This is a genomic window from Pseudomonas sp. Cab53, assembly GCF_018325965.1.
GTDB classification, from domain to species: domain Bacteria; phylum Pseudomonadota; class Gammaproteobacteria; order Pseudomonadales; family Pseudomonadaceae; genus Aquipseudomonas; species Aquipseudomonas chlororaphis_E.
Genome location: NZ_AP021902.1, coordinates 5,779,971 through 5,800,269, shown reverse-complemented (window position 1 = coordinate 5,800,269; position 20,299 = coordinate 5,779,971). Strand labels below are relative to the sequence as shown.

Here is a 20,299-nt window from a genome sequence, read left to right as displayed (position 1 = left end):
GTAACGATCTACCATCGAGCTTGATTGATGCCCTGACACCATCGCTCCTAAGGTAAGCCCCACGACAGCGAACCCGTGGAGTGGTCATGACAACAACAATATCCCCCGACTCGCGCTGGACGCGGCGGCGCGGCGAAAAGCAGCGGCGTCTCGGGCTGGTGAAGGGGCTGGCCGACGGTGTGGTGTTGCCCACCGACAAGATCGTGGCGGCGCTGGAGGCGCTGGTCCTGCCAGGCGACCGTGTGGTGTTGGAGGGCAATAACCAGAAGCAGGCGGATTTCCTCGCGCGCGCCCTGGCCAAGGCCGATCCTTCGAAGCTGCACGACCTGCACATGATCATGCCCAGCGTCGGCCGGCCCGAGCACCTGGACCTGTTCGAACGCGGCATCGCCCGCAAGCTCGACTTTTCCTTCGCCGGCACCCAGAGCCTGCGCATCAGCCAGTTGCTCGAAGACGGGCTGCTGGAAGTCGGCGCGATCCACACCTACATCGAGCTTTACGCCCGGCTGGTGGTGGACCTGATTCCCAACGTGGTGCTCTCGGCCGGCTTCATGGCCGACCGCGCCGGCAACATCTACACCGGCCCGAGCACCGAAGACACCCCGGCGTTGATTGAACCGGCGGCGTTCAGCGATGGCATCGTCATCGTCCAGGTCAATCAGTTGGTAGACGACGTCAGCGACCTGCCGCGGGTGGATATCCCGGCGTCCTGGGTGGATTTCGTGGTGGTGGCCGACAAGCCGTTCTATATCGAGCCGCTGTTCACCCGCGACCCGCGTCACATCAAGCCGGTGCACGTCTTGATGGCGATGATGGCGATCCGTGGGATCTATGAGAAACACAACGTCCAGTCCCTCAACCACGGCATCGGCTTCAACACCGCGGCGATCGAGCTGATCTTGCCGACCTACGGCGAATCCCTCGGGCTCAAGGGCAAGATCTGCCGCAACTGGACCCTCAACCCGCACCCGACGTTGATCCCGGCCATTGAAAGCGGTTGGGTCGAAAGCGTGCATTGCTTTGGCACCGAGCTGGGGATGGAAAACTACATCGCCGCCCGGCCGGACGTGTTCTTCACCGGCCACGACGGCTCGCTGCGCTCCAACCGCATGATGTGCCAACTGGCCGGGCAATACGCGGTGGACCTGTTCATCGGCGCGACCCTGCAAGTGGACGGCGACGGCCATTCCTCCACCGTGACCCGAGGGCGACTGGCCGGCTTCGGCGGGGCACCGAATATGGGCCACGACCCGCGTGGTCGTCGACATGGCACGCCGGCCTGGCTCGACATGCGCCATGGCGACGGCGAGGCGCCATTGCTCGAACGCGGCAAGAAGCTGGTGGTGCAAATGGTCGAGACCTTCCAGGAAGGCGGCAAGCCCACCTTCGTCGACACCCTCGATGCGGTGGACGTGGCCAGGAAAGCCGGGATGCCCCTGGCGCCGATCATGATCTACGGCGACGACGTCACCCACCTGCTCACCGAGGAAGGCATCGCCTACCTGTACAAGGCCCGTTCCCTGGAAGAGCGCCAGGCCATGATCGCTGCCGTGGCCGGCGTCACCGCCATCGGCCTGCGGCACAACCCCAAGGACACCGCCCGCATGCGCCGCGAGGGCTTGATCGCCTTGCCCGAAGACCTCGGCATTCGCCGCACCGACGCCACCCGCCAATGGCTCGCCGCCAAGAGCGTGGCCGATCTGGTGGAGTGGTCCGGTGGCCTCTACAACCCGCCCGCCAAATTCAGGAGTTGGTAATGCTCGCATTCAACCTGCAACCGAAAACCCTGAGCCTGGCCGACCGACTGGCCGACCTGGCGGTGGACGCGCTGATCGACGAAGCGGACCTGTCGCCCAAACCGGCGCTGGTGGACCGACGTGGCAACGGCGCCCACACCGACCTGCACCTCGGCCTGATGCACGCCTCGGCGCTGGCCTTGTGGCCGGCTTTCAAGCAAATGGCTGAAGCAGCGATCGAGTTCGGTGAAATCGGCCTGCCGCTGCGCGAAGCCCTCGGGCGGATCGGACGGGAAGGGGAAGCGTCAATGCTTGCCACCACCGGTGGCGTGAACACCCATCGTGGCGCGATCTGGGCGCTGGGCCTGTTGGTGGCCGCGGCTGCGCTGGCACCTCAAGCCGCTACGGCCGGCGCGGTCACCTTGCGCGCCGCGCGCCTGGCGTTGCTAGACGATCGCTATGCGCCAAGGCCCCTCAGCCATGGCGCCCAAGTCGCCCAACGCTACGGCGCCCGCGGCGCCAGGGAAGAAGCGCAGCTTGGTTTTCCTTCGATCACGCAGCGGGCCCTGCCGCAACTCAGATGCAGCCGCGCCCAAGGGCACGGCGAACAGAACGCCCGGCTCGATGCCTTGCTGGCGATCATGACCCAACTGGCGGACACCTGCGTGCTGTACCGCGCCGGCGAGCCCGGTTTGCAGGCCATGCAGACTGGCGCCCAGGCGGTGCTGGACGCCGGCGGCAGCGCCAGCCTCGACGGTCGCCGCCGCTTGCACGGGCTGGACCAACAACTGATCGCCTTGAACGCCTCGCCCGGCGGTGCCGCCGACCTGCTCGCCGCCTGCCTGTTCGTCGACCGTATCGAATCGGGTGACGGCCTCATCCAGGGAGCTTTCTGATGCAAACCTTAATGTTTGAATTCCCCGCCGGGCAGCCGCCACGGGGGCGTGCCCTGGTGGGCTGTGTCGGCTCGGGCGACTTGGAAGTGCTGATCGAGCCGGGGCTGGCCGGCAAGCTGACCATCCAGGTGCAGACCTCGGTCAATGGCAGCGAACAACGCTGGCAACATCTGTTCGCCCGGATGTTCGACGGCCAGACGCCTCCCGCGCTGGCCATCGACATCCACGATTTCGGCGCCACCCCGGGGGTGGTACGCCTGCGCCTGGAACAAGGCTTCGAGGAGATCGGTCATGACTGACAGCGCAGCGTTGCTCAACAAGCACAGCTTCGTCGAACTCGGTGCCCGGCAGCGGGCGAAAGCCTTGCTCGATGCCGGTACGTTTCGCGAGTTGCTCGACCCGTTCCAGCGGGTCATGTCGCCCTGGTTGCTGCGACAAGGCGTGGTGCCCCAAAGCGACGACGGGGTGGTGATCGCCAAGGGCTCGCTCGACGGCCTGCCGGTGGTGATCGCCGCGATCGAAGGCGCGTTCCAGGGCGGCAGCCTCGGCGAGGTCGGTGGGGCGAAGATTGCCGGTGCGCTGGAGTTGGCTGCCGAGGACAACCGTCGTGGCATTCCGACCCGCGCCGTGCTGCTGCTGGAAACCGGCGGCGTGCGCTTGCAGGAGGCGAACCTGGGCCTGGCGGCGATTGCCGAGATCCACTCGGCGATCGTCGACCTGCGCCAGTACCAGCCGGTGGTGGGCGTGGTGGCGGGCAGCGTCGGCTGCTTTGGCGGCATGTCCATCGCCGCCGGGTTGTGCAGTTACCTGCTGGTGACCCAGGAGGCCCGGCTGGGCCTGAACGGCCCGCAGGTGATCGAGCAGGAGGCCGGGCTCGACGAGTACGACTCCCGCGACCGCCCCTTCATCTGGAGCCTGACCGGCGGCGAACAGCGTTTTGCCACCGGGCTGGTGGACCGCTACAGCGCCGATGATGTGACACAGATTCGCCAACAGGTCAGCCAGTTGCTGCACCTGGGCGTACCTGCCCAGCACCGCAGCGGCCAGGCCGGGCTGTTCCTGCAACGCCTGGCTCGCCTGGACACGCACGCGCAGATCGAACCGGCCGCGGTTCGCCAGTTGTATCAGGGAGAACGCCCATGAGTTCGTATTCATTGAGAGGCTTGCGCTGGTTCGAAGCCTTGAGCGGCGGTGCCGAGCCGCTGTCGGGATTGCCTGCTTCGGTGAAAGTCGTCGACACGACGCTGGGCGAACAGGCCGTGCGCCTGTTGGCGGTCGTGGCCGACCCCGACAACCGTTTTCCCCGTGCGCGCAACGGCGAGGTCGGTTTGCTGGAGGGCTGGGGCCTGGCCAAGGCGGTGGACGACGCCATCGAGGCCGACCGCCAGGCGTCCGCCAAGCGGGCGCTGATCGCCATTGTCGATGTGCCCAGCCAGGCTTATGGGCGCCGGGAAGAAGCCCTGGGCATCCATCAGGCCCTGGCGGGGGCGGCGGACAGTTACGCCCGTGCCCGCCTGGCCGGGCACCCGGTGATCGGCCTGCTGGTGGGCAAGGCGATGTCTGGGGCGTTCCTGGCCCACGGCTACCAGGCGAACCGGTTGATTGCGCTGCGCGATCCGGGGGTGATGGTCCACGCCATGGGCAAGGCGTCGGCGGCGCGGGTGACCCTGCGCAGTGTCGAAGAACTGGAAGCACTGGCCGCCAGCGTGCCGCCGATGGCCTATGACATCGACAGCTTTGCCAGCCTGGGATTGCTCTGGGAAACCTTGTCGGTCGAGCAGATCGAACAGCCCTCGGTGACCGATCTGGCCCGGGTTGCCGACTGCCTGCAACAGGCGATCAAGCATGTCGGCGGGGCGCCTCGGGATTTGCGCAGTCGCCTTGGGGCGCCCCATCGCGCCGCTTCCAGCCATGTTCGCCAATTGCTGAGTGAGCAGTGGTGAGCACCTTCTTGGCCCACGACCTGCTCTGGGGGATGACCCCGGCGCAGTTGCCATTGGATGCACCCGCCTGGGCGAGCGAAGCCCTCGGTCTCGGGCACCCGGTGGTGGTACGACGGGCACTGAGCCCGGCGGGGTGGGTGGCGGTGGGCATTCGTGGTCGGGCCCGGGAACAACGTTATGCCACGTCGATGCCGTTGGCGGCGATCCTGCGCCGGGTTCGCCCGGAAGACCTGTGCCAGGCCCACTCCGCTCGCGACCTGCCGGCCCTGCGAGCGCTGTCCCGTCTGCGGCCGCTGCTCGATGCCTGCGGCTGGCGCTGGGGCATCAGCGGCAGCGCCGGGTTCGAGCTTGCCAGTGGGGTCGAGGCCCTGCATGCGCGCAGCGACCTGGACCTGATTCTGCGCACGCCACAACCGTTGGAACGCCAGCGGGCCAAGGCGTTGCTGGCGGACCTGGAGGACTCGGCGTGCGGGGTGGACATGCAGCTGCAAACGCCCTTCGGCGCCGTGGCGCTGCGGGAGTGGGCGGGGTCGTCGCGCCGGGTCCTGCTCAAGGATGACCACCAGGCCCGACTGGTGAGCAATCCCTGGCAGCCGGCGCTGGAGCAGGTGGCATGAGCAGCCTTTTGGTGTTTCCGGGCCAGGGCGCGCAGCGGGCAGGCATGCTCCACGGCCTGGCGCCGCAGTGGTTGGAACAGGCCAGCGAAGTGCTCGGTGAAGACGTGCTGCAACTGGACAGCGCCCAGGCGTTGCAATCGACCCGCGCCGTGCAGTTGTGCCTGTTGATCGCCGGCGTGGCGGCATCCCGTCGATTGCTGGAGCAGGCGCCGGCACCGGATTATGTGGCGGGGTTGTCCATCGGTGCCTATCCGGCGGCGGTGGTGGCGGGTGCGTTGGGCTTCGAGGATGCGCTGCGGCTGGTCAGCCTTCGGGGCGAGTTGATGCAGCAGGCGTACCCACAGGGCTATGGCATGACCGCCATCATCGGCCTGGACCTCGCCGCCGTGGAAGGCTTGCTGGCGCAAGTGCACAGCGACAGCACGCCGGTCTACCTGGCCAATATCAATGCCGATAACCAGGTGGTCATCGCCGGCAGCGACGAGGCCATGGCCACCGTCGCCAGGCATGCGCGCGGCCAGGGCGCCGGCAAGGCCTGTCGCCTGGCGGTGAGCGTGCCGTCCCATTGCCCGCTGCTGGAGGCCCCGGCGCGAACGTTGGCCCAGGCATTTGCCGATGTACCGCTGCAAGCCCCGGCCTTGGGTTACTTGAGCGGCAGCCGTGCCCGGCTGGTCATCGCGCCGCAGGCCTTGCGTGACGACCTGGCCTTCAACATGTGCCGTGTCGTCGATTGGCGCGGCACGGTGCAAAGTGCCTATGAACGCGGTGTGCGGCTGCAGATCGAGCTGCCACCCGGTGCGGTGCTGACCGGGCTGTCACGCCGGGTATTCGAGTCGGGCACGGTCATGGCCTATGACGGTGCCCGGCTCGATACCCTGCAGACGCTGCTCGCAGAGGAGGGACGCCGCCAACCCTAGACCACCGACTCAAGCTGGCGAAGCACAAAAACAACAACTTCGACGATGCATTTTGAGGACTACAACAATGATTATTTACGGCGTGGCGTTTCTGGCTTTTTGTACCCTGACGGGTATTTTCATCGGTGAACTGCTGGGTAAGTTGATCGGCGTGCCGGCCAATGTCGGCGGGGTCGGCATTGCAATGCTGTTGCTGATCGGCCTGGGCAGCTACCTGGGCAAGCGTGGTCTGTTCAAGGGCAAATCCGAGGCCGGGGTGGAATTCTGGAGCGCGGTCTACATTCCCATCGTTGTGGCAATGGCAGCCCAGCAGAATGTCTACGGTGCCCTCAAGGGCGGGCCGATGGCGATCCTGGCGGGGACTCTGGCGGTGGTGATTGCCTTTGCAATGGTGCCGGTGCTGGTGCGCATCGGCAACAAGGGGCCTGAAGCCGACACCTGCGTGAAAACGGTAGGGTGATCGCCATGTACGAGTCATTGATGAAGGTCATCACCGGCTACGGCCTGATCAGCGGTTTCGCGATTGTCGGCATCACCATGTGGGTGTCGTACTGGATCAGTAACACATTCACCAAGGGTCGCCTGCATGGTTCAGCCATCGCGATACTGCTGGGGCTGGTGCTGTCGTACATTGGCGGCGCGATGACCGGGGGACAGAAAGGGGTGGTGGACATTCCATTGCTCTCGGGCATCGGCCTGCTGGGCGGCGCGATGTTGCGCGACTTTGCCATCGTCGCCACTGCGTTCGGCGTGAACATCGAAGAACTCAAGCGTGCCGGTTTCGTCGGAGTGCTGGCGCTGTTCGTCGGCGTCGGGACATCATTCATCGCCGGTGTTGGGGTGGCGATGGCCTTCGGTTATACCGACGCGATAAGCCTGACTACCATTGGCGCAGGCGCGGTCACCTACATCGTCGGCCCCGTGACCGGCGCAGCCATCGGCGCCAGTTCCGAGGTGATGGCACTGTCGATTGCCGCAGGCTTGATCAAAGCGATCCTGGTCATGGTGGCGACGCCGTTCGTGGCGCCACTGATCGGCCTGAACAACCCACGCAGCGCGGTGATCTTCGGCGGCTTGATGGGGACCTCCAGTGGCGTGGCGGGCGGGCTCGCAGCCACGGATCCGAAGCTGGTGCCCTATGGTTGTCTGACGGCGGCGTTCTATACCGCGCTGGGTTGCTTGCTGGGTCCCTCGGTACTGTTTTTGATCATGCGAGGGCTGTTGGGGTAGTTCGGTTGGCAGGGGCGCCCCCTTCGCGAGCAGGCTCGCCCCACGTTTGATCGAGAGGCCCTGGGATCTTGTGGGCGCGAGCCTGTTCGCGAAGAAGTCCGCGGGGTCTCAACCCTGGCGATTGGCGTACATCCGGCACTCGGCGAGCAACGCCAGCAGGTTCGGGTCGCGCTCCTTGGCCTTGAGGAACACCACGCCGATGTGCTGTTGCAATCGGTACTTGTCCTGCAACGGGATGAGTTTCACCCGGTTCTCGTACACCGCCGCGATCCTGCCTGGCAGCAACGCATAGCCCACGCCCGAGCTGACCATGCTCAGCAGGGTAAAGATGTCGTTGACCTGCATCGCCACCTTCGGCTCGAACCCCGCCTGCCTGAACACCCGGATGCCGTCCTGGTGCGTGGCAAACCCCTGGGTCAGGGTGATGAACGTCTCGTCGCGGACCTCGGCCAGGTCGACCTCACTGCGCTGGGCGAACGGTGAGTCGGCCGGCGTGGCGAGGAAAATGTCATCGGAGAACAGCGCGATGTGCTCGCAGTCCGGGTCGTTGACGCTGTCGTCCAGCGAGACCAGGATCGCGTCCACTTCCATGTTCTTGAGCTTGTACAGCAGGTCGATGTTGGAGCCCATGATCAGGTCGATGTTGAGTTCGCTGCGGCGGATCTTCAGGCCCATGATCAGTTGCGGGACGGTCTTGACCGTCAGTGAGTAGAGGGAGCCGAGCTTGAAACGCTCAGCGGAGAACCCGGCGGCCTCACGGGTCAGGCGCACGCTTTCGACCACGTCCTGAATCAGCTTCTGGGCCCGTTCCTCCAGCACGTAGGCGCTTTCCAGCGGCGTGAGGTTGCGACCTTCGTGCTTGAACAGCGGGCAACGCAGGGCGCTCTCCAGCGAGTGAATGGCCCGGTGCACACTGACGTTGCTGGTCTGCAACTCAACCGCCGCCCGCGCCAGGTTGCCGGTGCGCATGAACGCCAGGAACACCTCGAGTTTCTTCAGGGTCAATTCTTCGTCGATCAGCATGGGGCGGACTCTTATTCGTGTCATCCGATTGTGCCTCAATCGATCTGATGCCACGGAGTGTTCTTCGCCGAGAAGCAAACCATTGCACTTTTGCGCCACAGGGTTGAGCCTTGGCGCCTGTTTCATCATGGAGGGTCAGAAATCGATGTATCACGGGGAACGACTCAACGCATGGACCCACCTGGTCGGGGCCATTGCGGCCTTTATCGGTGGTGTGTGGCTGGTGGTGATTGCCGCGCTGACCGGCGATCCCTGGAAGATCGTCAGCGTGGCGATCTACGGGTTTACCCTGCTGGTGCTGTACAGCGCCTCGACGGTCTACCACAGCGTGCGCGGGCGCCGAAAAGAGATCATGCAGAAGGTCGATCATTTTTCGATCTACCTGCTGATCGCCGGCAGCTACACGCCGTTCTGCCTGGTGACCTTGCGCGGGCCGTGGGGCTGGAGCCTGTTCGGGATCGTCTGGGGGCTGGCGCTGATCGGGATCCTGCAGGAGATCAAGCCACGATCCGAGGCGCGGATTCTGTCGATCGTGATCTACGCCGTGATGGGCTGGATCGTGCTGGTGGCGGTCAAGCCGCTGCTGGCGGCCCTGGGCAGCACCGGTTTCGCCTGGCTGGCCTCGGGCGGCGTGTTGTACACCGTGGGCATCATTTTCTTCGCCCTCGATAAACGCCTGTGCCATGCCCATGGCATCTGGCACCTGTTCGTGATCGCCGGCAGCCTGCTGCACTTCGTGGCGATTCTGCGTTATGTACTCTGACAAACACCGCCGAACCCGTGTGGGAGCGGGCTTGCCCGCGAAAGCGGTGGGTCAGCCAACATCGATGTCACTGACCCATGGCATTCGCGAGCAAGCCCGCTCCCACACGGGTTCCTCAGTGGCCGCAGGTGGTTAGAAATCCCCCCACAACTGCTGCGCCACCGCCAGCGCCACCACCGGCGCGGTTTCGGTGCGCAGCACGCGAGGGCCGAGGCGGGCGGCGTGGTAGCCGGCGGCCTTGGCCTGTTCGACTTCGCCCTCGGACAACCCGCCTTCGGGGCCGATCAGGAAGGCCAGCGTCGATGGCCTGGCATGGCTGACCAGCGGCTCGGCCACCGGGTGCAGCACCAGTTTCAGTTCGGCCTCGGTCTGCTTCAGCCAATCGGCCAGCAGCAATGGCGCATGGATCACCGGCACGGTCGAACGGCCGCATTGCTCGCAGGCGCTGATCGCCACCTGGCGCCAGTGCAGCAGGCGTTTGTCGGCGCGTTCGTCCTTGAGGCGCACTTCGCAGCGTTCGCTGAATATCGGCGTGATCTCGCTGACGCCCAGTTCCGTGGCTTTCTGGATGGCCCAGTCCATGCGCTCGCCCCGGGACAAGCCCTGGCCGAGGTGAATGCGCAACGGTGATTCAGGCTGCCCGGCGAACTGCTCGTCCAGTTGCACCCGCACGCGCTTCTTGCCGACTTCGGCCAGGCTACCGCGAAACTCCTGGCCCGAGCCGTCGAACACCTGCACCGCATCCCCCTCTGCCATGCGCAGCACCCGGCCGATGTAATGCGCCTGGGCCTCGGGCAGCTCGTGGTCGCCGAGGCTCAGGGGGGTGTCGATGAAGAAGCGGGACAGTCTCATGTTGAATCTCTGAAAAAGTTAACGGTGCGATGCGGTTTCTGTGGCGAGGGGATTTATCCCCGTTGGGCTGCGTGAAGCAGCCCTAAGGCGGATCCCGGTGGGTTTCAGGCAAAACGCGTTGGACGCATCTGGGGCTGCTGCGCAGCCCAGCGGGGATAAATCCCCTCGCCACACAGAGTTTCAACATAGCCCAGCGTTTAGCCCGGATCCCGGAAGCCCGGATGAAAGTCCTTCGGCACCGCCACGCTGACCGTGTCTCGGGTGGCAATGTCGATGCCTTCGCTGGCCACTTCGGCCAGGAAGTCGATCTGCTCCGGGGTGATGACGTACGGCGGCAGGAAATACACCACGCTCCCCAGCGGACGCAACAACGCCCCGCGCTCCAGGGCATGCTGGAACACCTTCAGGCCACGCCGTTCCTGCCAGGGGTAGGCGGTCTTGCTCGCCTTGTCCTTGACCATCTCGATGGCCAGCACCATGCCGGTCTGGCGCACTTCGGCGACATTCGGATGATCGACCAGGTGCGCGGTGGCGCTGGCCATGCGCTGGGCCAGGGCCCGGTTGTTGTCGATGACCTGGTCTTGCTCGAAGATATCCAGCGTCGCCAGGGCCGCCGCGCAGGCCAGTGGATTACCCGTGTAGCTGTGGGAATGCAGGAAGGCCCGCAGGGTCGGGTAGTCGTCGTAGAAGGCGCTGTAGACCTCGTCGGTGGTCAGGCAGGCCGCCAGCGGCAGGTAGCCACCGGTCAGGGCCTTGGACAGGCACAGGAAGTCCGGCGTGATGCCGGCCTGCTCACAGGCGAACATCGTGCCGGTGCGCCCGAAGCCGACGGCGATTTCGTCGTGGATCAGGTGCACGTCGTAGCGATCGCAGGCTTCGCGCAGCAGTTTCAGGTACACCGGGTGATACATGCGCATGCCGCCGGCGCCCTGGATCAGCGGCTCGACGATCACCGCCGCGACCGTATCGTGATGTTCGGCGAGGGTCTGCTCCATGGCGGCGAACATCGTGCGCGAATGCGCTTCCCAGCTCACCCCCTCGGGCCGGTGGTAGCAATCGGGGCTCGGCACCTTGAGGGTGTCGAGCAGCAGCGCCTTGTAGGTCTCGGTGAACAGCGGCACGTCGCCTACCGACATCGCCGCGATGGTTTCGCCGTGATAGCTGTTGCTCAGGGTGACGAAGCGCTTCTTGTCGGACCGGCCGCGATTGACCCAGTAATGGAAGCTCATCTTCATCGCCACTTCGATGCAGGACGAGCCGTTATCGGCGTAGAAGCACCGCGTCAGGCCTTCAGGCGTGAGCTTGACCAGGCGCTCGGACAGTTCGATCACCGGCTGGTGGCTGAAGCCGGCGAGGATCACGTGCTCCAGTTGATCGACCTGATCCTTGATCCGCTGGTTGATGCGCGGGTTGGCGTGGCCGAACACGTTGACCCACCAGGAGCTGACGGCATCGAGGTAGCGCTTGCCCTCGAAGTCTTCCAGCCACACGCCTTCACCGCGCTTGATCGGGATCAGCGGCAGCTGTTCGTGGTCTTTCATCTGGGTGCAGGGATGCCACAGCACGGCGAGGTCGCGTTGCATCCACTGGTCATTCAGGCCCATTTACAGTCTCCTCGGTGCGGCTCGCGGCGGGCGCGGGCAAAACAATCGCGCAAGCCTATGCAATGGTGGCCGCGCGGACAACCCATTGTGTCATTCCCGCTACTTTGGCCGAGGCGATAGACGTCGCTGGCGGCGTTTTGATGGCTGACGTATTCTTCGCCGTTCCCTGAGCCGACTGGCTCGCAAGACCGAGAGCCGTCTGGCTCGAACAACTGAAATTTCCTACGTTTTAATCCGGAGTTCGCTGAATGTCTGCTGGTTGGCTGCGCGCCTGTGCGCTGGTGATGATAGGGCTGTTCAGCGTTTCGGCGCTGGCCAAGGACAAACAACCGACGGCCATCGTCGTCGGTGGCGGCCTGGCGGGGCTGACGGCGGCCTATGAGCTGCAGAACAAGGGTTGGGCCGTGACGCTGCTGGAGGCCAAGCAGGACCTGGGCGGCCGTTCGGGCATGGCCACCAGTGAATGGATCGGCAATGACAAGACCCAGCCGGTGCTGAACAAATACGTCTCGACCTTCAAGCTGAGCACCACGCCGGCCCCGGAGTTCGTGCGCACCCCCAGCTACCTGATCGACGGCACCTACTTCACGGCCGCGGACCTGGCGACCAAGCAGCCGGCCACCGCCGAAGCCCTGAAGCGCTACGAAACCACCCTGGACGACCTGGCGCGCTCCATCGAGGACCCGCAGAACCCGGCCGCCACCAACACGTTGCACGCCCTGGACCAGATCACCGTGTCCAACTGGCTCGACCGCCTGCAACTGCCCGCCACCGCGCGGCAACTGGTGAACCAGGAAATCCGTACCCGTTATGACGAACCTTCGCGCCTGTCGCTGCTGTATTTCGCACAGCAGAACCGCGTTTACCGGGGTGTGTCCGACCGCGACCTGCGGGCTTCGCGCCTGCTCGGTGGCAGCCCGGTCCTGGCCCAGGCGTTCGTCAAGCAACTGAAGACCATCAAGACCAACTCGCCGGTATCGGCGATTTCCCAGGACAAGGACGGCGTGACCGTCAAGGTCGGCAGCGTCGGCTACCAGGCCGACTACGTGGTGTTGGCCGTGCCCCTGCGGGCGCTGAACAAGATCCAGCTGACCCCGGCCCTCGACGCCCAGCACCAGGGCGCGATCAAAGGCACCAACTACGGTTGGCGCGACCAGATCATGCTCAAGTTCAAGACCCCGGTGTGGGACAGCAAGGCGCGCATGTCCGGCGAGATCTACAGCAACACCGGCCTGGGCATGATGTGGATCGAGCCGGCCTTGAAGGGCGGCGCCAATGTGGTCATCAACCTGTCTGGCGACAACGCCCGGGTGATGCAGGCCTTCGGCGACAAGCAGATGGTCGACCAGGTGCTCATTCGCCTGCACGCGTTCTACCCACAGGCCCGTGGCGCGTTCACCGGCTATGAAATCCGTCGCTACAGCACCGACCCGTCCATGGGCGGCGCCTACCTGGCCTTTGGCCCGGGCCAGATCAGCAAGTACTGGCGTCTGTGGGAAAAACCGTTGCAACGCGTAGCCTTTGCCGGCGAGCACACCGACACCTTGTACCCAGGCACCCTCGAAGGTGCGCTGCGCAGCGGTCAACGGGCGGCCAGCCAGGTGGAAGACCTGGCAGCGGGCAAGTCGTTCGAGCCGGCCAAGGTAGCTCCGGTCGCAGCCGCAGCCGCGGGCGCCGTGGCGGCGAAGAAGGGCAACTTCTTCACCAATCTGTTCGGTGGTTCGGACGACGAGAAGAAGCCAGAGCCGGTCAAGGCACCGGAACCGGTAGCGCCACCCGCCCCGGCGCCTGCTCCCGCGCCGGCGCCGGCCCCGGCTCCGGTGGAAGCGCCGAAGCCTGCGGTCCCGGCCAAGGTTGAACCGGCGAAGAAGGCCGCCGCCAAGCCGGCTGCCAAGAAGCCTGCGGCGAAAACGCCGGCGAAAAAAGCGCCGGAGAAGAAATCCGCACCGGCAAAAAAACCGGCGGCCAAGCCGGCCACGGCCACACCGGCTGAGACCAAGGCTCAGTAACGACTCGGGGTGAACCAAAAAAGCGCGGCGTATCAGCCGCGCTTTTTTTTGCCTGGGGATTACCCAATACCACACAGCGTATTAGCTTTAATCTTTTCTTAACCCGCTCCACCCACACTGATGATCGTATTTCTCGATATTTCAAAGCGAAATTTTCCGCTTTAAATCGATAGATAACTCGCTAGTCTTGGTCGCAGTTTTTACAGGATATGAGCAATGCAGCTACGCAACTCTTCTTCTCGCTATGGCTGGGTCAGTATCGTTTTGCACTGGGGCGTTGCGCTGGTGGTGTACGGTTTGTTCGCGCTTGGCTTGTGGATGGTCGGCCTGGATTACTACAGCACCTGGCGCAAAGACGCGCCGGACCTGCACAAGAGCATTGGCCTGGTGCTGCTGGCGGTGATGCTGCTGCGGGTGCTCTGGCGTTTTGTCAGCCCGCCGCCACCGACCTTGCCCAGCTATGGTCGCCTGACCCGCGTCGGCGCCAAGCTCGGCCACAGTGCCCTGTATCTCGGGTTGTTCGCCGTGATGATTGCCGGTTACCTGATTTCCACCGCAGACGGTGTCGGGATCCCGGTGTTTGGCCTGTTCGAAGTACCCGCGTTGGTGTCTGGACTGCCTGACCAGGCAGACGTCGCCGGCCTGATTCACCTGTACCTGGCATGGGCGCTGGTCATTTTCTCCGGCCTCCATGCGTTGGCAGCATTGAAACACCACTTTATCGACCGTGACGCGACCCTCAAGCGCATGCTGGGGCGCCAAGCCTGATGTTCAACCTCGACTCCAAAGGAATAGAAAGCATGTTGAAAAAGACGCTCGCCGCCCTGGCAATCGGTTCCACCCTGCTGGCCGGCCAGGCCATGGCTGCCGACTACGTAGTCGACAAGGAAGGTCAGCACGCCTTCGTCGACTTCAAGATCAGCCACCTGGGCTACAGCTACATCACCGGTACCTTCAAGGACATCGACGGCAAGTTCAACTTCGACGCCGCCAAGCCTGAAGACAGCAAGATCGAGTTCAACGTCCGCACCGCCAGCGTGTTCACCAACCACGCCGAGCGCGACAAGCACATCGCCAGTGCCGACTTCCTGAACGCGGGCAAATTCGCCGACGCCAAGTTCGTCTCCACCAGCGTCAAGTCCACCGGCAAGAACGCTGATGGCAAGGAAACGGCCGACGTCACCGGCGACCTGACCCTGCTGGGCGTGACCAAGCCAGTCGTGGTCAAGGCCACTTTCCTGGGTGAAGGCAAGGACCCATGGGGCGGCTACCGTGCCGGCTTCGAAGGCACCACCAGCATCAAGCGCTCGGACTTCGGCAAACAGAAAGACCTGGGCCCATCGTCCGATGTGGTCGAGCTGTACGTTTCGTTTGAAGGTGTCAAAGCGAAGTAATCTTCGCGCCTGACAAAAAAACGCCCCCGGCCTTGCGGTCGGGGGCGTTTTTTTATGGCCGTATGAATATGCTGCAAACGACCCCTGACCTCTGTGGGAGCGGGCTTGCTCGCGAAAGCGGTGGGCCAGTAGACACAGATGTTGAATGACAGTGCGCATTCGCGAGCAAGCCCGCTCCCACATTAGGATGTGCCCCACAGGAATGTGTGTGAGGCTTCAACAAAAATGCCCCTTGATCGCGAGACCAAGGGGCATTTTCTACGGCACGGAAAAACTCAGCGATTGCGGGTCAGCAAGGCCGGTTTCTCGCCTCGTGGACGGCTCGGCAGTTGATCCAGCTGCTCAGGCGTCGGGAAACGATCGATCTTCGACTCCTTGTGCATGATCTTCGGCTGGTTGCCACGTGGGTTCTGTACGGCCGGTTCCTGGCGAGACTGGTCGTCACGGGCCGGGCGGCGAGGGCGGGAGTCTTCGCGGCGTGCCTGGCCGTCACGGGGCGCACCGTTGCGTGGGCCGTTGCGCTTGGCTGGCGGGGTGCCGGTGGACGAGCCATTGCTGTTGCGCGGACCGTTCTGGCGACCCTGCGACTGGCCGCTGCGTGCTGCGCCTGCGCCTTGTGCCGGAGCACCCGGGCGACGGCCGCGGCCTTGGGCGGGCTTTTGCTGCGGTACGTAGTCGACGCGGTTACCGAAGTTGTCGATATCGTCGTCCAGGAACTCGTCCGGGGCGCGATCGGCTGCGGCGCGTGGGGCCGGACGCTGCTGCTCGCGGGCTGGGCTGCCTTCACGGGGCTTCTGCTCACGGGCCGGGCGTTCGCCACGGCCGTTGCTGGCGGATTTTTCCTTGCCCTTGTCCTTGCCTTTGTCCTTGCGACCGCCACCACCACCGCCACCGCCATTCGGACCGTCGCCCCGTGGGCCACGGGCATTGCGCGGGTTGCGCACGTCCGGACGTTCACGCACTTCAGGCTTCTCGGCCTCGATGGTGCTGGCGTCGAAACCCATCAGGTCGCCGTCGGCGATTTTCTGCTTGGTCATGCGCTCGATGCTTTTGAGCAGCTTTTCTTCGTCCGGCGCAACCAGGGAGATCGCCTCGCCCGAACGACCGGCCCGGCCGGTACGGCCGATACGGTGCACATAGTCTTCATCGACGTTCGGCAGTTCGAAGTTGACCACGTGGGGCAACTGGTCGATGTCCAGGCCGCGGGCGGCGATGTCGGTGGCGACCAGGATGCGCACTTCACCGGCCTTGAAGTCGGCCAGGGCCTTGGTGCGGGCGTTCTGGCTCTTGTTGCCATGGATCGCCACGGCCGGCAGGCCATGCTTGTCCAGGTATTCGGCCAGGCGGTTGGCGCCGTGCTTGGTGCGCGTGAACACCAGGACCTGTTCCCAGGCGCCGGCGGTGATCAGGTGCGCCAGCAGGGCGCGCTTGTGGCTGGCTGCCAGGCGGAACACTCGCTGCTCGATGCGCTCGACCGTGGTGTTGGGCGGCGTGACTTCGATGCGTTCCGGGTTGTGCAGCAGCTTGCCGGCCAGGTCGGTGATGTCCTTGGAGAACGTCGCCGAAAACAGCAGGTTCTGGCGCTTGGCGGGCAGGCGGGCGAGGACCTTCTTTACGTCATGGACGAAGCCCATGTCGAGCATCCGGTCGGCTTCGTCCAGCACGAGGATTTCCACGTGGGACAAATCGACGCTGCCTTGGCCGGCGAGGTCCAGCAGGCGGCCGGGGCAGGCCACCAGCACGTCGACACCGCGAGACATGGCCTGGACCTGCGGGTTCATGCCCACGCCGCCGAAGATGCAGGCGCTGACGAACTTCAGGTCACGGGCATAGATCTTGAAGCTCTCGTGGACCTGGGCCGCCAGTTCGCGGGTCGGGGTCAGGACCAGTACGCGCGGTTGGCGCGGGCCATGACGCTGGGATTTGTCTGGGTGACCGTTGGGAAACAACCGCTCCAGGATCGGGAGGGCGAAACCGCCGGTTTTACCAGTGCCTGTCTGCGCCGCGACCATCAGGTCGCGACCTTGCAACACGGCGGGAATGGCCCGCTGTTGCACCGGGGTAGGCTCGGTGTAGCCGGCGGCTTCGATGGCGCCGACTAAAGCCTCGGAGAGACCGAGGGAAGCAAAGGACATGAGTAATCCTGTTTTAGTGAGGGCCTGGCCCAATGGGATAGTCTTGCCTGGCGCGAATGACGGTCAATAAATGTCATCCCGTCCGGTCCTGCCGGGTCTTAAAGGTGGGTCCGGATACGGCTCGCGCGGGGCTGAAAGCTGCGCTGTAGCGGTGTCGGGAGACCTTTTGCAAGACCGGGCGTCCGGGCGTGAGCCTGGCGGGAAGGCCGGAGTATAACAGAGCAAACGCCGTGCGCTGCTTTCCTGCTGCTCAACGGTGTATTTCGGCGTTGGCCGCAGCCGACGGCATGACCTGGGCCATCGGGCCTGCGCCGTACCGGGCGCTCAGTTCGGCATAGGCCGGTTCGCGCTTGAAACGCTTGAGTTCGGCGCCGAAACGTTGCACCAGCAGGTCCATGCCGGCGTTGCGTCGCACCGCCAGGTATTGGCTCTGACGACTGACGACCGTCGGGTTCTCGGTGATCTGGTCGCCGAGCTGCATCTGCTCGAGCACATGGCGGCCGACCCGGCGATCGGTGATGAGCAGGTCGATCCGGCCCAGTTGCAACTTGCCGAAGTTGGCTTCGTGGGTGGGTGCGGTTTCGCGCTTGAACAGGTTCGATTCGCTGAAGGCCTGGCTGTAGAGATAGCCGGGTGACGTGCCGACGGTCAGGCCCTTGAGGTCGTCGAGTGTACGAAAGGGATGGGGGCGGGCATTGGCGTAGAACATCACGAACTCCACGTCCGACAGCGGCTCGCTGGGGTACAGCAGCGTGGCATCGCGCTCGTCGCTGTGGAAAATGTCCAGCGCGCCGTCCGCCAGGCCTTGCTCCAGCATCGCCAGGCAACGCTTCCAGGGCAGGAACTGCCATTCCACGTCGATCCCCAGGCGCTTGAACACAATGGCCGTGGTTTCGTAGTCCAGGCCCAGGCGCTTGCCGTTTTCTTCGTACACGTACGGCGCCCAGGGCTCAGTGACAATGCGCAACTTCTCTGCCCGAGCGGCAATGCTCAGGCACATGAGAATTAAGGCTGTCAGTAGCTGGGTAATGACGGGCATGCCCTGAGGTTACGACGAGAGCTCATCAAATAGCTAGAGTGCTCTGGCCTGGGCCTCAGTCGCCTTTTGCCTGCATCAGGTGCGCATAGATGACCTCGCGGCGCTCGCCCAGCACCAGGCGAATCAGCGGATGATTGAGCCAGCGCTTGAGTTCGTGGTCTTCCAGTGGTTTTTTAAGGCGATCTTCGACGTTTTCCAGGGCTTTTTCCCACCAGACCGGGGCGCAAGCCTGATCGAACTGGTTGGTATGGCGGTAGCAGCCGTAGAGGATCTCGCGCATGAATTGCCGTTTATGGGCGGGCAGCGCCAGGGTGACGAACTTGTAGGCCAGGCGTTGGAACGCCGGAGGGCGGGGCAGAGCGGTGGTGACCTGCGCCGTTTCGTCCAGCGCCTGCTGGCAGGTGGGCGCGGCATGGTGCTTGTCGAGCCAGGCCTTGGTCTTGGCGCGGAACAGCTGCTTGCGGCTCCAATAGTGATGGATCAGGTCCGGGCATTCGCGCAGTTGCACCGAGCGGTAGGCCGCCACCGCCAGGCAGAACTCTTCCAGGGTGTAGGCCCCTTGTGCCAGGGGAAAGAGCTCATCCATCAGTGCAATCGAGCGGTCCAGCACCGACGCTTCCGTGTGGTAGAGGCCGATGACCCCCGAATTCAACTGGGGCATGCTGTCGTCCGCCAGCCGGCGCTCACGCAGGATGTCCGCCAGCGTCACGTACAGCAACGAATCCTTGTTGGCGCCATAACTCAGGTTGACGGCATTGCACAGCAAGGTGCCGGGTTGGATACGGCGGAACAATTCGAGCGGTGAGCAATGGAAGAAGGTGTCGGTGTCGATCAACAGGGCCAGTTCGGCTTCTTCAAGCACCTTTTGCATCACCACATGCTTGGCGCGGAAATGATAGCCGTGGGGCTCGATCCAGGCCTTGCGGGTCTCGTCGTCCAGCAGGCGCAAGCGCACCGGCAGGCCTTCGTACGGTGCCGGATCGTCGGTGAATACCTGGATATCCAAGGCTTCGCCGGGGGTTTTGCGCAGGCCCGCCAACGCGCTGGCGATGCTGAACAAGGCTTCCTGGTGATAGGTCTTGGCCCCATAGACCAGGTAGATCAGTTGTGGGGTCTTTAACCTTTGACCGTTGAGCATCTACTGCAATCCTTCAGGTGTCTTGGGTGAAAAAAAAGCCTTGGAGGGTGCCAAGGCCTTTTTCATACCGGCACGTTAAGCCATTAACGTGGCAGTTTGAGGTTGTTCCATACCGCCAGGCTTGGCTCGGCCTGGTTAAGGGTATAGAAATGCAGCCCCGGTGCACCGCCCTGTAACAAACGTTCACACATTTGCGTGATGACGTCCTCGCCGAAGCTTTGGATGCTGGACGTGTCGTCACCATAGGCTTCCAGCTGCTTGCGGATCCAGCGTGGGATCTCGGCGCCGCACGCATCGGAGAAACGCGCCAGCTTGCTGTAGTTGGTGATCGGCATGATCCCCGGCACCACTGGAATGTCGACTCCCAGCTGCCGCACGCGTTCGACAAAGTAGAAGTAGCTGTCGGCGTTGAAGAAGTACTGGGTGATGGCGCTGTTCGCCCCGGCGTGGGCCTTGCGGACGAAGTTGCGCAGATCGTCTTCGAAATTGCGCGCCTGCGGGTGCATTTCCGGATAAGCGGCGATTTCGATGTGGAAGTGGTCACCGGTCTCTTCACGAATGAAGCTCACCAGTTCGTTGGCGTGGCGCAGTTCACCACTGGCCATGCCCATGCCCGAGGGCAGGTCACCGCGCAGGGCAACTATGCGCTTGATGCCCGCTGCCTTGTACTGGGTCAGCAGGCCGCGCAGGTCGTCCTTGCTGTCGCCCACGCAGGACAGGTGGGGCGCTGCCGGGACTTTCACTTCGCTTTCGAGCTGCAACACGGTGTTCATCGTGCGGTCACGGGTCGAACCGCCGGCGCCGTAGGTGCAGGAGAAGAAGTCGGGTTTGTGGCTCGCCAACTGGCGGGCAGTGGCGATCAGTTTTTCATGCCCAGCATCGGTCTTCGTCGGGAAGAATTCGAAGCTGTAGCGACGGTCTTGGGACATGGTCATATCCTTGGAAACTCGTAAGCCTTGAAGCCTGCACATCACAATGTGGGAGCGGCTTGCTCGCGAAGGCG

General features: G+C 64.0%; 19 protein-coding genes and 1 pseudogene. 13 read left to right on the top strand and 7 right to left on the bottom strand.

Features of this window, described 5'->3' with window-relative positions; translation table 11 throughout:
- Nucleotides 1–86 precede the first annotated feature (86 nt).
- The 9 genes from mdcA (at nt 87) to madM (ending at nt 7,339) form a co-directional block, all read left to right on the top strand.
- Nucleotides 87–1,757, top strand: a complete 1,671-nt coding sequence (mdcA, locus tag KI241_RS25515) for a malonate decarboxylase subunit alpha (protein ID WP_042731364.1) — start codon at nt 87–89, stop codon at nt 1,755–1,757.
- Complete coding sequence (locus KI241_RS25510) at nt 1,757–2,632, top strand: triphosphoribosyl-dephospho-CoA synthase (RefSeq protein ID WP_042731363.1); 876 nt, start codon at nt 1,757–1,759, stop codon at nt 2,630–2,632. Before mdcA ends, KI241_RS25510 begins: the two co-directional genes overlap by 1 nt.
- Nucleotides 2,632–2,931 (top strand): malonate decarboxylase subunit delta, encoded by a 300-nt coding sequence (locus KI241_RS25505; protein ID WP_042731362.1) that lies wholly within the window; start codon nt 2,632–2,634, stop codon nt 2,929–2,931. The genes KI241_RS25510 and KI241_RS25505 overlap by 1 nt, the downstream gene beginning before the upstream one ends.
- On the top strand, nt 2,924–3,775 hold the full coding sequence (locus tag KI241_RS25500; RefSeq protein WP_042731361.1) for a biotin-independent malonate decarboxylase subunit beta: 852 nt from the start codon (nt 2,924–2,926) through the stop codon (nt 3,773–3,775). The genes KI241_RS25505 and KI241_RS25500 overlap by 8 nt, the downstream gene beginning before the upstream one ends.
- The gene (mdcE, locus tag KI241_RS25495; RefSeq protein WP_042731360.1) at nt 3,772–4,575 is read left to right on the top strand and encodes a biotin-independent malonate decarboxylase subunit gamma; all 804 of its coding nucleotides are present in this window, start codon (nt 3,772–3,774) and stop codon (nt 4,573–4,575) included. The genes KI241_RS25500 and mdcE overlap by 4 nt, the downstream gene beginning before the upstream one ends.
- Nucleotides 4,569–5,192, top strand: a complete 624-nt coding sequence (locus KI241_RS25490; RefSeq protein ID WP_053147225.1) for a malonate decarboxylase holo-ACP synthase — start codon at nt 4,569–4,571, stop codon at nt 5,190–5,192. The genes mdcE and KI241_RS25490 overlap by 7 nt, the downstream gene beginning before the upstream one ends.
- Entirely contained in the window at nt 5,189–6,109 is a 921-nt protein-coding gene (gene mdcH, locus KI241_RS25485; protein ID WP_212803121.1) for a malonate decarboxylase subunit epsilon, read from the top strand. Before KI241_RS25490 ends, mdcH begins: the two co-directional genes overlap by 4 nt.
- A gap of 67 nt (nt 6,110–6,176) precedes the next feature.
- Complete coding sequence (madL, locus tag KI241_RS25480; RefSeq protein WP_042731357.1) at nt 6,177–6,569, top strand: malonate transporter subunit MadL; 393 nt, start codon at nt 6,177–6,179, stop codon at nt 6,567–6,569.
- Nucleotides 6,570–6,574: 5 nt separating this feature from the next.
- Nucleotides 6,575–7,339, top strand: coding sequence for a malonate transporter subunit MadM (gene madM, locus KI241_RS25475; RefSeq protein ID WP_042731367.1), 765 nt, complete (start codon nt 6,575–6,577; stop codon nt 7,337–7,339).
- A 108-nt stretch (nt 7,340–7,447) separates the two neighbouring features.
- Here the strand turns inward: madM and KI241_RS25470 are convergent, their stop codons facing one another.
- Nucleotides 7,448–8,362, bottom strand: coding sequence for a LysR substrate-binding domain-containing protein (locus tag KI241_RS25470; protein ID WP_042731356.1), 915 nt, complete (start codon nt 8,360–8,362; stop codon nt 7,448–7,450).
- A gap of 145 nt (nt 8,363–8,507) precedes the next feature.
- Between KI241_RS25470 and KI241_RS25465 the strand changes: the two genes are divergently transcribed.
- Entirely contained in the window at nt 8,508–9,125 is a 618-nt protein-coding gene (locus tag KI241_RS25465; protein WP_212803120.1) for a hemolysin III family protein, read from the top strand.
- 132 nt (nt 9,126–9,257) lie between these two features.
- Here the strand turns inward: KI241_RS25465 and KI241_RS25460 are convergent, their stop codons facing one another.
- Together KI241_RS25460 and KI241_RS25455 are read right to left on the bottom strand one after the other, a co-directional pair.
- Complete coding sequence (locus tag KI241_RS25460) at nt 9,258–9,977, bottom strand: 16S rRNA (uracil(1498)-N(3))-methyltransferase (protein WP_042731354.1); 720 nt, start codon at nt 9,975–9,977, stop codon at nt 9,258–9,260.
- A gap of 197 nt (nt 9,978–10,174) precedes the next feature.
- Complete coding sequence (locus KI241_RS25455) at nt 10,175–11,581, bottom strand: adenosylmethionine--8-amino-7-oxononanoate transaminase (protein ID WP_212803119.1); 1,407 nt, start codon at nt 11,579–11,581, stop codon at nt 10,175–10,177.
- A gap of 248 nt (nt 11,582–11,829) precedes the next feature.
- Here KI241_RS25455 and KI241_RS25450 point away from each other — a divergent pair, with 248 nt between their 5' ends.
- The 3 genes from KI241_RS25450 (at nt 11,830) to KI241_RS25440 (ending at nt 14,984) form a co-directional block, all read left to right on the top strand.
- Nucleotides 11,830–13,590, top strand: coding sequence for a flavin monoamine oxidase family protein (locus tag KI241_RS25450; RefSeq protein ID WP_212803118.1), 1,761 nt, complete (start codon nt 11,830–11,832; stop codon nt 13,588–13,590).
- Nucleotides 13,591–13,806: 216 nt separating this feature from the next.
- Entirely contained in the window at nt 13,807–14,358 is a 552-nt protein-coding gene (locus tag KI241_RS25445; protein ID WP_042729528.1) for a cytochrome b, read from the top strand.
- 32 nt (nt 14,359–14,390) lie between these two features.
- The gene (locus KI241_RS25440; RefSeq protein WP_042729529.1) at nt 14,391–14,984 is read left to right on the top strand and encodes a YceI family protein; all 594 of its coding nucleotides are present in this window, start codon (nt 14,391–14,393) and stop codon (nt 14,982–14,984) included.
- 275 nt (nt 14,985–15,259) lie between these two features.
- Here the strand turns inward: KI241_RS25440 and KI241_RS25435 are convergent, their stop codons facing one another.
- The 4 genes and pseudogenes from KI241_RS25435 to metF all read right to left on the bottom strand — a co-directional run bounded on the left by KI241_RS25435 (nt 15,260) and on the right by metF (nt 20,225).
- Nucleotides 15,260–17,119, bottom strand: a complete 1,860-nt coding sequence (locus KI241_RS25435; protein WP_212803117.1) for a DEAD/DEAH box helicase — start codon at nt 17,117–17,119, stop codon at nt 15,260–15,262.
- Between the two features lie 228 nt (nt 17,120–17,347).
- Nucleotides 17,348–18,158, bottom strand: a pseudogene (locus KI241_RS25430) (transporter substrate-binding domain-containing protein); the annotation flags it as partial.
- 55 nt (nt 18,159–18,213) lie between these two features.
- Nucleotides 18,214–19,296, bottom strand: a complete 1,083-nt coding sequence (locus KI241_RS25425) for a hypothetical protein (RefSeq protein ID WP_042729532.1) — start codon at nt 19,294–19,296, stop codon at nt 18,214–18,216.
- Between the two features lie 83 nt (nt 19,297–19,379).
- Entirely contained in the window at nt 19,380–20,225 is an 846-nt protein-coding gene (gene metF / locus KI241_RS25420; RefSeq protein WP_042729533.1) for a methylenetetrahydrofolate reductase [NAD(P)H], read from the bottom strand.
- Nucleotides 20,226–20,299: the final 74 nt, after the last annotated feature.